Raw genomic sequence first — 13,963 nt, forward strand, 5'->3', positions numbered from 1 at the left:
CGCAGCTGAGATGGTCTGGCCGCGCGGGCGCCGCTGAACCGCGCCCTTGCCCGGTGGGGCCGGAAGGGTCCGGCCCCACCGGGGGCGGCTCACGGGCTGACGGCGAGGAAGAGGTACGCGGCGAGCAGGACGAGGTGCACGCCGCCCTGGAGCAGGGTCGCCCGGCCGGGCGCGATGGTGAGGGCGCTGACCACGACGGTCAGGGCGAGCAGCACCATGTGGATCGGCCCGAGGCCGAGCAGGAGCGGACCGGAGAGCCAGACGGTGGCGAGGGCGATGGCCGGGATGGTCAGGCCGATGCTGGCGATGGCGGAGCCGTAGCCCAGGTTGAGGCTGGTCTGGACGCGGTCGCGGCGGGCGGCGCGTACGGCGGCGAGGGTCTCGGGGGCCAGGACCAGCAGGGCGATGATCACACCGACGACGGCGTTGGGCAGGCCGGCGCCGGCGACGGCCCTCTCGATGGTCGGCGAGACGGCCTTGGCGTCGCCGACGACGGCGACGAGCGCGACCAGCAGCAGGCCCAGGCTGACCAGGGCGGCCCGGGAGGTGGGCGGCGCGGCGTGCTCCCCGTCGCCGTCCCGAGCGGCCCCGTCCCCGTCCCCAGCGGCCACGCCGCCGTCGCCGGCGGCCGCACCGCCCCGCCCCGCGGCCCCGTCGCCGCTCCCCACCGCGCCGGCTGCGGCGCCGGCCGCCCGCTCCGTAGCGGCCCCGGTGTCCACCGGCAGGAAGTAGTCCCGGTGACGGACCGTCTGGACGGCGATGAACAGCCCGTACAGGGCGAGCGAGGCGACGGCGGCGAAGGTCAGCTGGGCGGTGGAGAACTCCGGTCCCGGCTTGCTGGTGGTGAACGTCGGCAGGACCAGGCTGAGGACGGCCAGCGTCGCCACGGTGGCCAGGGCCGCGCCGGAGCCCTCCGCGTTGAAGACGGCGACCCGGTTGCGCAGGGCCCCGACGAGCAGGGACAGGCCGACGATGCCGTTGCAGGTGATCATGACGGCGGCGAACACCGTGTCCCGGGCCAGGGAGGCCGTCTTGTCCCCGCCATCGGCCATCAGGGTGACGATGAGGGCCACTTCGATGACGGTGACGGCCACGGCCAGGACCAGCGAGCCGAAGGGCTCGCCCACCCGGTGGGCGACGACCTCGGCGTGGTGCACGGCGGCGAGCACCGCGCCGCCGAGGCAGAGGGCGACCAGGCCCACGGCGAATCCGGGCAGATCGCGCCCCCAGCTGAAGACGAGCGCGAGGAGCGCCACCACGGGGACCACGACGGTCCAGTCGGTCAGGGGGAATCTGCGGGTAGCCGTACTCATATCAGCCAACTTGCCAGAAGTGTCCCCGATGTGCGGCGCAAGGGGCGCATCCGGGGCTCTGACGTGGCACTTCTCACGGAATGTCGGGCGTGGCGGAGCGGGGGCGGCAGCTCGGACCGCGCCGCCCGGACCGCGGGCCCGGATCCCGGTCCGCCACGCCCGGCGCGCTCACACGGCGCGTTCGCGGCCCTCCCAGTACGGATCGCGCAGCCGCCGCTTGTACAGCTTGCCGTTCGGGTCGCGCGGCATCACCTCGATGAAGTCGACCGACTTGGGCCGCTTGAAACCGGCGAGCCGGCGCTCGCAGTGGTGCAGGATCTCCGCGGCGAGGGCGTCCCCGGCGACGAAGCCCTCGGCCGGTTCGACGACCGCCTTGACCTCCTCGCCCCAGTCGGCGTGCGGTATCCCGAAGGCGGCGGCGTCGGCGACCCCCGGATGGGTGAGCAGGGCCGACTCGATCTCCGCCGGGTAGATGTTCACCCCACCCGAGATGATCATGTCGATCTTGCGGTCGCGCAGGAAGAGGTACCCGTCCTCGTCGATCAGCCCGAGGTCGCCCACGGTGAAGAAGTCGCCGATGCGGTTCTTCTTCGTCTTGCCCTCGTCCTTGTGGTAGCTGAAGCCGCCGGTGTTCATCTTCAGGTAGACGGTGCCGAGTTCCCCGGGCGGCAGCCGGTTCCCGTCGTCGTCGAAGACGGCGAGCTCGCTGATCGGCCAGGCCTTGCCGACCGTTCCCGGCTTCTTCAGCCAGTCCTCGGCGGTGGCGAACGCGCCGCCGCCCTCGCTGGCCGCGTAGTACTCCTCCACGCACGTGCCCCACCAGTCGATCATCGCCCGCTTGACGTGGTCCGGGCAGGGCGCGGCCCCGTGGATCGCGTGCCGCATCGAGGAGACGTCGTACGCGTCCTTCGTCTCCTGCGGGAGGGCGAGGAGCCGGTGGAACTGCGTCGGGACCATGTGGGTGTGCGTGCAGGCGTGGTGGTCGATGAGCCGCAGCATCTCCTGCGGGGTCCAGCGGTCCATCAGGACCAACGGGTGCCCGATGTGCAGGGCCGCGCCCGCGAATTGGAGGACGGCCGTGTGGTAGAGCGGCGAACAGACCAGGTGGACGTTGTCGTCGAACGGCCGGATGCCGAAGATCCCGAGGAAGCCGCCGAGGTACGTCTCTTCCGGGAGCTTGCCGGGCAGCGGCCGCCGGATGCCGCGCGGGCGCCCGGTGGTGCCGGAGGTGTAGTTCATGACCCAGCCGAGGGTGCGCCCCTCGGGCGGGGTCGCGGGCCGCCGATCGAGGAGTGCGGCGTACGGAGAGAAGCCCGCGACCTCTCCGACGCAGTAGCGGTGGCTCACGGGCAGGCCGGCCTCGTCGGCCGCGGCGGTGGCGGCCTCGGCGAAGCGCTCGTGGGCGATGAGGACCTTGGCGCCGGAGTCGGAGACGATCCAGGCGATCTCGGGGCCGACGAGGTGGTGGTTGACCGGGACCAGGTAGAAGCCGGCCTGCGAGGCGGCGAGGTAGGCGGTGAGGAACTCGACGCCGTTCGGCAGGACGACGGCGAAGACGTCGCCCTCCTCCAGTCCGGCGGCGCGCAGTCCGTGGACGAGGCGGTTGACGTCGGCGTGCAGCCGCCCGGCGCTCCATTCCTCCCCGTCGGGGGTGATGAGGACGGTGCGCCCGGGGTCGGCTGCGGCCTGCGCCCAGAATCCGTTGGGTCGTTGCTCACTCATGCTGATCACACCTCTCAGGCGCGGCCGGCGATGCGGTTGATGCGGTCGATGGCGCGCTCGAAGCCGCTGGTGAGGTCGTCGAAGACGGCTTGGACGCTGCGTTCGGAGTTCATCCGGCCGACGATCTGGCCGACGGGGGTGCCGAGCAGCGGCTGGACCTCGTACTTCTGGATGCGCGAGACGGCCTCGGCGACGAGCAGGCCCTGGAGCGGCATCGGCAGGGCCCCGGGGCCGGCCGGGTCGTCCCAGGCGTCGGTCCACTCGGTGCGCAGCTGGCGGGCGGGCTTGCCGGTGAGGGCGCGGGAGCGGACGGTGTCGCCCGAGCCGGCGGCCAGCAGTTTGGCGGTGAGGGCGCGGGAGTGCAGGTCGGCCTCGGTGGTGGTGAGCCACAGGGAGCCGAGCCAGGCGCCTTGGGCGCCGAGGGCGAGGCCGGCGGCGATCTGCTCGCCGCTGCCGATTCCGCCGGCGGCGAGCACGGGCAGCGGGGCGACCGCCTCGGCGATCTCGGGGACCAGCACCATCGTGGCGATGTCGCCGGTGTGGCCGCCGGCCTCGTAGCCCTGGGCGACGACGATGTCGATGCCGGCTTCGGCGTGGCGGCGGGCGTGTTTCGCGCTGCCGGCGAGGGCGGCGACGAGGATCCCGTGGTCGTGGGCGCGCCCGATGACGTCGGCGGGCGGGGAACCGAGGGCGTTGGCCAGGAGTTTGATGGGGTAGTCGAAGGCGACGTCGAGCTGGCCGCGGGCGACCTGCTCCATCCACCCGGTGATCCTCCAGCCGGAGGCCTCGCCCTCGGCCAGCTCGGGTACGTGGTGCTTGGCGAGGGTCTCGCGGACGAAGGCGCGGTGGGCGGCCGGGATCATCGCCTCGATGTCGGCCTCGCTGATGCCGTCGACGGCCTTCTTGGCGGGCATGACGACGTCGAGGCCGTACGGCTTGCCGCCGGTGTGCTCCTGCATCCAGTCGAGGTCGCGCTTGAGGTCGTCGGGGGCGGTGTAGCGGACGGCGCCGAGGACGCCGAATCCGCCGGCGTGGGTGATGGCCGCGGCGACCGCCGGAAAGGGCGTGAAGCCGAAGATGGCGTGCTCGACTCCCAGTTTCCTGCTCAGCTCCGTCTCCATGGGCGCCAGCTTGCCGCAGCCCGGCGACCGAGGGAAGAGGTTTCTGATGACTCGTCAGATTCTTTGCGGGCCGGTCGGTGCGGGGCCCGCCGCGCGGGCGGGCAGATACTTCGGGAGGGCGCGGTTCGGCGAACAGGAGGCCGCTGGTGGAGGAGCACACGGGGGACGGCAAGGCGTCCGGCGGCAGCCGGGCCGGGTCGGCGAAGCCGACCGCAGGCGGGGCTTCCGGGGCCGGGCTGAGCCGGCGGCGGCTCGGGGGGCGGCTGCTGGCGTTGGGCGGGGTGCTGCTCCTGCACGCCGCGCTGCCCGGGGCCGCGGGGGCCGCCGGCCATCCGGCCGAACGGCGGGCGCTCCAGGGGCTGCGCCTGCGGTACGGGTCCGCGCGCCAGGCGGGGCTGGTGGACAGGCACCTGGAGGCGGCGGCCGACGAGGCCCGGCGCTTCCTCGGCCCCTCTCCCGAGCACCCCTATTACGCGGGCGCCGTGGTGCTCGCCGGCCGGGGCCGCACGATCGCCCTGCACCGTGCGATGGGCGAGGCCGTGCGGTACGCGGACTACGACGGCCGCACCGACCGGGTGCGGGAGTTCCCCGCGGCGCAGCGCATCCCGATGGCCGAGGACACCGTCTTCGACCTGGCCTCGCTGACCAAGCTGTTCACCTCGCTGCTGGCCGTGCAGCAGATGGAGCGCGGGCGCCTGGAGCTGGAGGCTCCGGTGGACCGGTACCTGCCCGAGTTCACGGGCGGGGGCAAAGAGCTGATCACGGTGCGCCAGCTGCTCACCCACACCTCCGGGCTGCGCTCCTGGGCCCCCTTCTACCAGCAGCCGACGCGCGCGGGGCAGTTGAGGCTGCTGTGCGGGGTGCGCCCGCAGGACACCCCCGGGACGGTGTACCGGTACTCGGACCTCAACCTCATCGCGCTACAACTGCTTCTGGAACGGATCACCGGCCACACTCTGGATCTCCTGCTCCACGACGAGATCACCGCTCCACTCGGGATGCACCGCACGCGGTACAACCCGCCGCGCTCCTGGCGCCGGGTCACCGCCGCCACCGAGATCCAGCGGCCGCCGTGGTCCGGCCTGGACCGCGGGCTGGTCTGGGGCGAGGTCCACGACGAGAACGCGTACGCCCTCGGCGGCGTCGCCGGCCACGCCGGCGTCTTCGGCACCGCGTTCGACCTGGCCGTCCTCGCCCGCACCCTCCTCGACGGCGGGGTCTACGCCGGCAGGCGCATCCTGCGCCCGGCCTCCGTCGAACTGCTCTTCACCGACTTCAACACCGCGTTCCCCGGCGACGACCACGGCCTGGGCTTCGAGCTCTACCAGCACTGGTACATGGGCGCCATGGCCACCCCGCACTCCGCCGGCCACACCGGCTTCACCGGCACCTCCCTCGTCCTGGACCCCTCCACCGACTCCTTCCTCGTCCTGCTCGGCAACTCCGTCCACCCCGTGCGCACCTGGCGGGCCGGCAGCGCGCCGCGCGTCGCCGTCGGCAACCGCTTCGCCCGCGCCGTCCCGGTCCGTACGAAGCACGGCGGCCCTGCCTGGTACTCCGGCATGGAGACCGCCGGCTCCGGCACCCTCACCCTGCCGTCGCTGACCCCGGCGACGGCCTCGGCCCGGCTGCGCTGCGCCCTGTGGTGGGACACGGTCCCCGGCGAAGGCGCCTTCCACCTGGAGGCATCGGCCGACGGGCAGACGTGGGAGCCGCTGCCGTTCAGCACGCTGCGCTCCACGGGGGGAACCCCCGAACAGTGGCCGCACGGCAGCGCCGGCGGCTGGTCCGGCCGCATATGGCACCACCTGGAGGCCCCCCTCACCTCCTGGGCGGGCCGCCCGGTCCACCTCCGCCTGCGCCACTCCGCGACCGGCCGCTACGTCGGCCGCGGGGTGTACGTGGACCTCATCCGCGTGTCGGAGCCCGCCCGGCTCCTCTTCACGGAGGACCGCCCGGCCGACGCCTCCCGCATCCAGGCCACGGGCTGGACCCGCTCTGCGGACTGAGCCGGCCCCGGGGTACGGCAGCGCCCAAGGTGGCAGCGGGCCCGCGTCAGCCCTCGCGGACCAGGCAGAAGGGGTGACCGGCCGGGTCCGCGTACACGCGCCAGTCGTCGGGGACGGCGCCGGTGCGGGCGTCCAGGAGGGTGGCTCCGACGGCCAGCACCTGCTCCTGGGCCCGGTCCGGGTCCGGCACGGCGAAGTCCAGGTGGAACTGCTGCGGATGGGCGGGGTCCGGCCAGCGCGGCGGCCGGTGGCCCGCCACCCGCTGGAACGCGAGCACCTGGCCCGACGGGAGGTGCAGCGTCGCCCAGTGCTCGTCGAGCGACCAGCGCGGGTCCGGCCGGTTGACGGTCCCGCCCACCACCTCCCGGTAGAACTCGGCGAGTCGCAGCGGATCCGGGCAGTCCAGCACCACACACTGAAGTTCGGCGATCATGGCCTGATCTTAGGGGCGTGCCGTCAAAGTCCCCTCCGGTCGGCGCCACTTCGACGGCACTTCCCCGAGCACCTCCCGGCCCGGCACCGGCGCCGGGGGCATAAAACCGTGCCCGCCGCTGTTGGCGCTCGTTGAGTTCCGTTGAGTGTTCAACTCCCTGTTCGTTTTCCCGTTCGACCCCCGGTTCAACTCCCCTCCGACAGCTCGACAGCGAAGGCAGGTACAGGCACATGGCGACCACCGACATCGACTGGGACCACCCGAAGGACCCCAAGCAGGGCACCTGGCAGCTCGACCACGTCAAGCAGTACGTCGCGACGAACGGGGCCGAGGGCCACCACTGGAACGGCACCCAGACCCTGCTGCTCACCACCGTGGGCCGCGTCTCCGGCAATGCCGTGCGCACCCCGCTCATCTACGGCGAGGCCGACGGCCGCTACCTGATCGTCGCCTCCAAGGGCGGCGACGACGAGCACCCGCTCTGGTACAAGAACCTGACGGCCCACCCCGAGGTCCGCATCCAGGTCGGCCCCGAGGTCCTCCAGGGCACGGCCCGCACCGCGACCCCCGAGGAGCGCGCCGCGTACTGGCCGGTCATGGTGGGGCACTGGGCCGACTACGACGAGTACCAGCGCAAGACCGACCGCGAGATCCCGATCGTCGTCATCGAGCCCGCCGGGGCCGCCGCGTAACCGCGGTCAGTGCCCCAGGACGGCCATCGCCGCGTTGTGGCCGGGGACCCCGCTCACGCCGCCTCCGCGCACGGCGCCCGCGCCGCACAGCAGGACGTTGGCGTACGGGGTCCCCACCCCCCAGCGGCCCGCCGCGCCCTGGTCCTGCGCGTACGGCCACGACAGGTCCCGGTGGAAGATGTGCCCGCCGGGCAACCGCAGTTCGCGCTCCAGGTCCAGTGGGGTCTTCGCCTCGATGCAGGGCCGCCCGTCCGCGTCGAAGGCCAGGCAGTCGGTGATCGGCTCGGCCAGGTGCGCGTCCAGCTGTGCAAGCGTCCCGGTCAGCAGCACCTCGCGCGCCCCCTGGTTGTCGTGTCCGAACAGCCGGGCCGGGGTGTGCAGGCCGAACAGGGTCAGCGTCTGGTACCCCTGCGCCACGAGTTCCGGCCCGAGGATCGTCGGATCGGTCAGCGAGTGGCAGTAGATCTCCGAGGGCGGTACGGACGGCAGTTCGCCCGTGGCCGCCTCCGCGTACGCCCGCGCCAGCTCCGCGTAACCCTCCGCGACGTGGAACGTGCCGCCGAAGGCCTCCCGCGGATCCACCGAGGTGTCCCGCAGCCGCGGCAGCCGCCGCAGCAGCATGTTGACCTTGAGCTGCGCGCCTTCGACCGGCGCCGCCGGCCCCGTCTCGCCCAGCAGTTCGCCCAGGGTCCGCGGCGAGGCGTTGACCAGCACCGTCCGCCCGACGACCCGTCCCTCCCCCGTCGCCGTACGAAAGGTCACCTCGGCCGGCGCCCGCCCGTCCGGTTCGATGCGCAGCACCTCGTGCCCGGTCGCGATCTCGGCCCCGGCCGCCCGGGCCGCGGTCGCCAGCGCGTCGGTGAGCGCGCCCATCCCGCCGACCGGAACGTCCCAGTCCCCCGTGCCGCCGCCGATGACGTGGTACAGGAAGCAGCGGTTCTGTACGAGCGAGGCGTCGTGCGCGTCCGCGAACGTGCCGATCAGGGCGTCGGTGAGCACCACGCCCCGCACCAGGTCGTCGGCGAAGTGCTCCTCGACGGCCCGCCCGAGCGGCTCCTCGAACAGCATCCGCCAGGCCGTCTCGTCGTCGATCCGGGCCCGCAGCTCCGCCCGCGTGGGCAGCGGCTCGGTGAGCGTGGGGAAGACCTTCTCGGCAAGGCGCCCGGTCCGCCCGTGGAAGGCGCGCCAGCTCTCGTACTCCCGCTCCGAGCCGGTCAGCCGCGCGAACGACTCACGGGTGCGGGACTCCCCGCCGCCGACGAGGAGCCCGCCGGCCCGCCCGTCGCGCTCGACCGGCGTGTACGAGGAGACCGTCCGCTTGCGGACGGCGAACTCCAGCCCCAGGTCCCGCACGATCTTCGCCGGGAGCAGGGAGACGAGGTACGAGTAGCGCGAGAGCCGGGCGTCGACGCCGACGAAGGGGCGGGTGGAGATCGCGGCTCCGCCGGTGTTCCCGAGCCGCTCCAGGACCAGCACCGAACGGCCCGCCCGGGCCAGGTACGCGGCGGCGACCAGTCCGTTGTGCCCGCCGCCCACGATCACGTCGTCGTATACATCGTGCCCGAAGCTCGTCATGGCTCTTGGTAACACACCTGCCCGAGCCGCTCCAGACAGTGTGCTTCGTCGGCGTGGGCCGCCACCGTGTCCGGATGGTCGTCGCCGAGCGAGCGCTCGCGGATGCCGGAGAGGTCCCGGTAGAGGGGCAGGGCCTCGTCCCAGCGGCCCAGCCGGCCGAGCCCCACCGCGAGTTCGCGGCGGCTGACGAGGGTGTCGGGGTGTTCGGCGCCGAGCGCCGCGGCCCGGGCCGCGGCCACCTGCCGGGCCTCGGCCACCGCCTCCTCCCAGCGCTCCAGCCGGCCCAGGTTGACGCCGAGGACGTGCCGGGCGCGGAGCGTCTCGGGGTCGGCGGCGCCGTACGCGCGGGTGCGGTCGCGGACCAGGCCCCGGAACAGGTCCAGGGCCTGGGCTGCGTGGCCGGTCCGGCCGAGCGCGATGCCGGCCTCGTAGCGGGCGGCGAGGGTGTCCGGATGGTCCCGGCCCAGCACCCGTTCCCGTACGGCGGCGACGTGGCGGAACCCGTCCAGGGCCTCCTGCCAGCGGCCCAGGCGGCCCAGCGCGTACGCGACCTCGTAGCGGGTCAGGAGCGTGTCCGCGTGCTCGGCGCCCAGCACGGCCGCCCGGTCGGAGGCGACCTCGGCCGCCGTGCGGTGGGCTTCGGCGAACCGGCCCAGCGCGCCGAGGGCGCAGGCGAGGCTGTGCCGGCAGCGCAGGGTGCCGGGGTGGAGGGGGCCCGCGGCCCGCTCGCGGGCGACGAGCACCGCGCGGTAGACGTCGTGGGCCTCGCGGTGGCGTCCGAGCCGGCCCAGTTCGTACGCCGCCTCCTCACGGGCCGCGAGGGTGTCGGGGTGGTCGGCCCCGAGGACCCGGGTGCGCCCCTCGACGACGGCTTCGTACAGGGCCAGCGCTTCCTCGGGCCGGTCCGCGCGGCTGAGGGCGAGGGCCCGGGCGTGGTCGGCGGCGAGCGCTTCGGGGCCGGGATCCGTCGCGGGGCCGGGCGCGGCGGAGCGCGGGGCCGGGATCCCGTACGGCGCGGTCAGCCGGGGGTCCTCGGCGGGCGTGGGGCGCTGGATGCGGTGCTCGCCGCCGGGGCGCCCGGCGGTCCAGGAGCCGGTGAGCACGGCCCAGGCGCCGCTCGCGGGGCGGGCCACGGTGCCCGCCTTGCGGCCCGCGGTCATCCCGTGCGCCCACGCCGGGAGGGGCGCCTGGGCGCCGGGCAGGCCGCCGGGGCCGACGCGGCCCTCGACGAGCCGCCGGTGCAGGTGGCGGGCGTCGCCGGGGCGGTCCTCGGGGCGCTTGGCCAGCAGGTCCAGGACCACCCGCTCGAAGTACTCGGGCAGTTCGGGCCGGTGCTCGCGCAGCGGTACGGGCGCGTTGTCGCGATGGCCGACCAGTACCGACCAGGAGTCGCCGAGGTCGAAGGGCGGGGCGCCGGTGGCGATCTCGTAGAGGACGCAGCCGAGGGAGTAGAGGTCGCTGCGGTGGTCGACCTCGCCGCCCGCGATCTGCTCGGGCGACATGTAGTGCGGGGTGCCCATGGCCATGGCGCCGCCGGTGAGTTTGGCGGTGAAGCCGATGTCGTGGGCGAGGCGGGCGATGCCGAAGTCGCAGATCTTCACCGTGCCGTCGGTGAGCCGCATGATGTTGGCGGGTTTCAGATCGCGGTGGACCACGCCCTGGTCGTGGGTGTAGCCGAGGGCGGCGGCCAGTTGTTCGGCGGTGTCGACGACCACGTCCACGGGGAGCGGGCGCGTCTCGTTGTCGTCGAGGAGCTGGCTGAGGTTGCGGCCGTCGAGGAGCTCCATGACGAGGTAGAGGGGACCGCCCGCGGCGCTGTCGTCGCCGAAGTCGTGGACGACGGTGACCCCGCGGTGCTGGAGGGAAGCGGCGACGCGCGCCTCTCGGCGGAAGCGTTCGCGCAGGACCTGGGTGAAGTGGTTGTCCTGTTCGGGCCCGAGCGGTTTGAGGCATTTCACGGCGACCTGCCGGCCGAGCGACTCGTCCCGGGCGCGCCACACCTCGCCCATGCCGCCGCGCCCGATCAGATCGAGTGACCGGTAACGGCCCTGGATCAGTCTGGACTCCGCCATGTCTTAAAGCCGCCCCCGTTGTCGTACTCCGTCCTACGCCCTCCCCGGCCGGTCCAGTATGGCCGCTGGTGTACGCAGTGTGTACGCCGAGGGGCGGCTCCCGGGGCCCATGCGGCGCATCGCTTTCAAGATGTGACCTGGAGGCAGCTGCCACCGCAGACCTGCGGGAATGCTGCGCAGCAGGGTACCGGTGAGGCGCAGGCGACGGGTGATGACGGGCGCCGGCGGCGCCGGCCGCCCGTACAGCCGGTGCGCGTAGCCGGGGAGCGAACCGTAGGCCAGTTCCGCGATCGGGCGCCACAGCAGGTTTCGGCCAGGGACGAGGAGGGCGGGGGTGGGCGGGCTGCGCAGGAAGGCGACCACGGCGCGGGCGTCGGGTCCCGCGCAGAGCTCGGGGCGGACCTTCTCGAAGTACGCGGCGAGGGCGGCGGCGTCGGCCGGGACCTGCGCCGGGTCGAGCCCGACGAGGCGGGCGCCCGCCCGGTTCTCGTCGACGTAGCGGTCGGCCTGGGCGGCGGTGAGGCGGACCCCGGAGCGGCGCAGGACGTGCAGGAAGCTGTCGATCTGCGCGCAGTGCACCCAGAGCAGCAGCCCGGGGTCGTCGACGGGGAAACGTTCGCCGGTGGCGGGGTCGGTGGCGGACAGGGCCCGGTGGATGCGGCGGACGTGGGCGCCGGCGCGCTCGGCGGCCTCGGTGGTGCCGTAGGTGACGGTGCCGACGAAGTCGGCCGTGCGCAGGAGCCGGCCCCAGGCGTCGGAACGGAAGTCGCTGTTCTCCACGACCCCGCGGACCGCGCGGGGATGCAGGGCCTGGAGGTAGAGGGCGCGGACTCCGGCGATCCACATGATCGGGTCGCCGTGGCACTGCCAGGTGACGGAGGCGGGGCCGAAGAGTCCGGGGTCGGGGCCGGGCGGGGGCGGAACGGGTGCGGATGCGGTGTCTCGGGTCGCGGCCATTCCCGTACCTCCCGTAACTCCCCTACGGCTACCGGATCGCCCTCTGCTCCAGCCTACCGAGGGGCGGCGGGCCGGAGCAGGGGCGCGTGCCGGGTCAGCGGCAGCGGTCGACCTTGATCTGATTGGTGATCTTGTTGGCCGACACGAAGCCGCGGACGTAGGCCGGACGGCCCGAGAACGGGTTGTATCCGCCGCCCTCGACGTAGAACCAGCGGTTCGTGCCGTTGGCCCACGCCCCGTCGCGCCAGCAGCGCATGGTCACCGGCCAGCCGCCGAAGATGCCGCCGACGAGAGCCTGCGGGGCGAAGGGGCTGTCGTAGGCGGGCGTCAGGCTGGTGGTCTTGGGCGAGGCCGCGGCCCCGGCCGGAGTGGCGGCGGTCAGGGCCAGCAGGGCGCCGGCCGCGCCGACGGCCGCCGCGCGCCCCCAGCGCCGGAGCCGTCGCTCTTCGAGGATGGACTTCACGTGCGTGATTCCCCCTTGCCGTGGTGATGGTGCGGCGCAGGCCGAAAAGCGCCTGCGGGCGACCGATTCTGTCCTCCGGCCACCGGAGTGTCAGGGGGCCTGACCCCGGCGCGCGGAAGCGCGCCCGCCCCGCGCCGCACCACCGCGCGCGCCCCTCGGGGCGCGGCTACCCGGCCGCCGGCTTGCCGGGCTGGTCGTGCGTCGAGCAGTGGATGCCGCCGCCGCCGGATGCGATGGTGTCGATCTTCACGGGCACGATCTCCCGGTCGGGGAAGTGCTCCCGGAGGATCCCCTTCGCCCGGTCGTCCGCCCCGGCGTCCCCGAACCGCGGCATGAACACCGCGCCGTTGGCCACGTAGAAGTTGGCGTACGTGGACACGAACGCCTCCCCGCGGCCGGTGATCCTGTCGAGGTCGGGCTGGGGAAGGTCGATGACCTCCAGCCGCTTGCCGCGCGCGTCGGTCGCGTCCTTGAACACCGTCCTCGCCTGGTCGGCCGCGCGCGACCACACGTCGGGCGGCGAGCCGGGGAACGCCTGGTCCAGGAGGACGACACCGGGGGCGGCGAACCGCACGAGGCTGTCCACGTGCGCGTCGGTGATGTCCTGGCCGCGCACCCCGGCGAGCCAGATCACCTTCTTGACCCCGAGGGTGCTCTTCAGCTCCGCCTCGATCCGGTCCCGGCTCTTACCGGGGTTGCGGTTCTTGTTGACCACCGAGCTCTCCGTGACCAGCAAGGTGCCCTGGCCGTCAGTCTCGAAGGAGCCGCCCTCGGCGACGAGCGGTGCCTGCACGCGCTCGATGCCGTACCGGGCGAGCAGGACCCGGCCGACCTGGGCGTCGTTGCGGTGCTCCTGCTTGTTGCCCCACCCGCTGAAATTGAAGTCGATCCCGAGCGGCTTGTGCGGCTCCTCGACGAACACCGGCACGGTGTCGCGCGCCCACAGGTCGTCCACCGGGACCGCGATCACCTCGACCTCCGAGCCGCACGCCTTCTGCGCCGCCGCCTGCTGGTCGGGGCGGGCGAGCATCACGACGGGCTCGTACGCGGCGACCGCGCGGGCGACCCGCGCGATGTCCTCCCGTACCGCGGGCAGCTGCTCGTACCAGACCCGGTCCAGCGCGGGCCAGGACATGAAGGTGCGCGCGTGGCTCTCCCATTCGGCGGGGAACCTGCGCCCCGCGGCCGAGATCGTCCCGGGGCCGGGTGTCGTCGAGGCGTCGGTCCCGCCCTCGCCGGAATCGCCCGGGGCGCAGGCACCGGCTCCGAGGGCGAGCGCGCCGCCGATGCCGGCGAAGGTGCGCAGGGCGGTACGACGGGACAGGGAGGAAGAGGAGGTCATGGCTCCACTCTGGCACTGACTGAATATTCAGTCAATCCGCCGGGCGGGTCACCCGTCGCGCCGGTAGTAGTCCACCGACACCGTCACCGGGCCCTCGGCCGGGGCGGCCGTCAGCACGGTCATGATCCCGACGTCCCGGCCGTCCTGGCCGCGTACGCAGAAGGCCCGGCCCGCCCGCAGCGTGGTGAAGGGCAGTGCCGTGACGGGCCGGCTGTCGATGCCCTTGACGCAGTCGGCGAGCCCCCGCCGCCCGGTTGGCATGAC

The 13,963-nt window shown here is 73.8% G+C and carries 12 protein-coding genes; 2 read left to right on the forward strand and 10 right to left on the reverse strand.

The window, feature by feature from the left end:
* Positions 1 to 89: 89 nt before the first annotated feature.
* The 3 genes from ACS04_RS29095 to ACS04_RS29105 form a co-directional block, all read right to left on the reverse strand.
* Entirely contained in the window at positions 90 to 1,313 is a 1,224-nt protein-coding gene (locus ACS04_RS29095) for a calcium:cation antiporter (RefSeq protein ID WP_048479795.1), read from the reverse strand.
* Positions 1,314 to 1,481: 168 nt separating this feature from the next.
* Complete coding sequence (locus ACS04_RS29100; RefSeq protein WP_048479840.1) at positions 1,482 to 3,035, reverse strand: acyl-CoA synthetase; 1,554 nt, start codon at positions 3,033 to 3,035, stop codon at positions 1,482 to 1,484.
* 14 nt (positions 3,036 to 3,049) lie between these two features.
* On the reverse strand, positions 3,050 to 4,156 hold the full coding sequence (locus ACS04_RS29105) for a nitronate monooxygenase (RefSeq protein WP_048479796.1): 1,107 nt from the start codon (positions 4,154 to 4,156) through the stop codon (positions 3,050 to 3,052).
* A 146-nt stretch (positions 4,157 to 4,302) separates the two neighbouring features.
* Here ACS04_RS29105 and ACS04_RS29110 point away from each other — a divergent pair, with 146 nt between their 5' ends.
* On the forward strand, positions 4,303 to 6,165 hold the full coding sequence (locus ACS04_RS29110; protein ID WP_078865481.1) for a serine hydrolase domain-containing protein: 1,863 nt from the start codon (positions 4,303 to 4,305) through the stop codon (positions 6,163 to 6,165).
* A gap of 46 nt (positions 6,166 to 6,211) precedes the next feature.
* Here ACS04_RS29110 and ACS04_RS29115 read toward each other — a convergent pair whose 3' ends face one another.
* On the reverse strand, positions 6,212 to 6,598 hold the full coding sequence (locus tag ACS04_RS29115; RefSeq protein ID WP_048479797.1) for a VOC family protein: 387 nt from the start codon (positions 6,596 to 6,598) through the stop codon (positions 6,212 to 6,214).
* A 230-nt stretch (positions 6,599 to 6,828) separates the two neighbouring features.
* On the opposite strand from ACS04_RS29115, the gene ACS04_RS29120 reads away from it, so the two are divergent.
* On the forward strand, positions 6,829 to 7,290 hold the full coding sequence (locus ACS04_RS29120) for a nitroreductase family deazaflavin-dependent oxidoreductase (protein ID WP_078865483.1): 462 nt from the start codon (positions 6,829 to 6,831) through the stop codon (positions 7,288 to 7,290).
* A gap of 6 nt (positions 7,291 to 7,296) precedes the next feature.
* Here the strand turns inward: ACS04_RS29120 and ACS04_RS29125 are convergent, their stop codons facing one another.
* From ACS04_RS29125 to ACS04_RS29150, 6 genes are all read right to left on the reverse strand, one after another.
* Complete coding sequence (locus ACS04_RS29125) at positions 7,297 to 8,865, reverse strand: phytoene desaturase family protein (protein ID WP_048479798.1); 1,569 nt, start codon at positions 8,863 to 8,865, stop codon at positions 7,297 to 7,299.
* A complete protein-coding gene (locus ACS04_RS29130; protein WP_048479799.1) occupies positions 8,862 to 10,937 on the reverse strand; it encodes a serine/threonine-protein kinase in 2,076 nt (691 codons plus the stop codon). The genes ACS04_RS29125 and ACS04_RS29130 overlap by 4 nt, the downstream gene beginning before the upstream one ends.
* A 33-nt stretch (positions 10,938 to 10,970) precedes the next feature.
* Complete coding sequence (locus tag ACS04_RS29135) at positions 10,971 to 11,894, reverse strand: oxygenase MpaB family protein (RefSeq protein WP_048479800.1); 924 nt, start codon at positions 11,892 to 11,894, stop codon at positions 10,971 to 10,973.
* Positions 11,895 to 11,988: 94 nt separating this feature from the next.
* Positions 11,989 to 12,357 carry a hypothetical protein gene (locus tag ACS04_RS38430; protein WP_048479801.1) on the reverse strand — a complete coding sequence of 123 codons (369 nt, stop codon included), beginning with the start codon at positions 12,355 to 12,357 and terminating at the stop codon, positions 11,989 to 11,991.
* A 166-nt stretch (positions 12,358 to 12,523) separates the two neighbouring features.
* Entirely contained in the window at positions 12,524 to 13,699 is a 1,176-nt protein-coding gene (locus tag ACS04_RS29145; RefSeq protein ID WP_048479802.1) for an agmatine deiminase family protein, read from the reverse strand.
* Positions 13,700 to 13,747: 48 nt separating this feature from the next.
* The gene (locus tag ACS04_RS29150; protein WP_048479803.1) at positions 13,748 to 13,960 is read right to left on the reverse strand and encodes a hypothetical protein; all 213 of its coding nucleotides are present in this window, start codon (positions 13,958 to 13,960) and stop codon (positions 13,748 to 13,750) included.
* Positions 13,961 to 13,963: the final 3 nt, after the last annotated feature.

Source organism: Streptomyces roseus, from assembly GCF_001044425.1.
Taxonomy (GTDB): domain Bacteria; phylum Actinomycetota; class Actinomycetes; order Streptomycetales; family Streptomycetaceae; genus Streptomyces; species Streptomyces roseus.

Coding starts and splice junctions, on each gene's coding strand:
- ACS04_RS29095 (WP_048479795.1), bottom strand. CDS start 1,313: ATGAGTACGGCTACCCGCAGATTCCCCCTGACCGACTGGACCGTCGTG.
- ACS04_RS29100 (WP_048479840.1), bottom strand. CDS start 3,035: ATGAGTGAGCAACGACCCAACGGATTCTGGGCGCAGGCCGCAGCCGAC.
- ACS04_RS29105 (WP_048479796.1), bottom strand. CDS start 4,156: ATGGAGACGGAGCTGAGCAGGAAACTGGGAGTCGAGCACGCCATCTTC.
- ACS04_RS29115 (WP_048479797.1), bottom strand. CDS start 6,598: ATGATCGCCGAACTTCAGTGTGTGGTGCTGGACTGCCCGGATCCGCTG.
- ACS04_RS29120 (WP_078865483.1), top strand. CDS start 6,829: ATGGCGACCACCGACATCGACTGGGACCACCCGAAGGACCCCAAGCAG.
- ACS04_RS29125 (WP_048479798.1), bottom strand. CDS start 8,865: ATGACGAGCTTCGGGCACGATGTATACGACGACGTGATCGTGGGCGGC.
- ACS04_RS29130 (WP_048479799.1), bottom strand. CDS start 10,937: ATGGCGGAGTCCAGACTGATCCAGGGCCGTTACCGGTCACTCGATCTG.
- ACS04_RS29135 (WP_048479800.1), bottom strand. CDS start 11,894: ATGGCCGCGACCCGAGACACCGCATCCGCACCCGTTCCGCCCCCGCCC.
- ACS04_RS29145 (WP_048479802.1), bottom strand. CDS start 13,699: ATGACCTCCTCTTCCTCCCTGTCCCGTCGTACCGCCCTGCGCACCTTC.
- ACS04_RS29150 (WP_048479803.1), bottom strand. CDS start 13,960: ATGCCAACCGGGCGGCGGGGGCTCGCCGACTGCGTCAAGGGCATCGAC.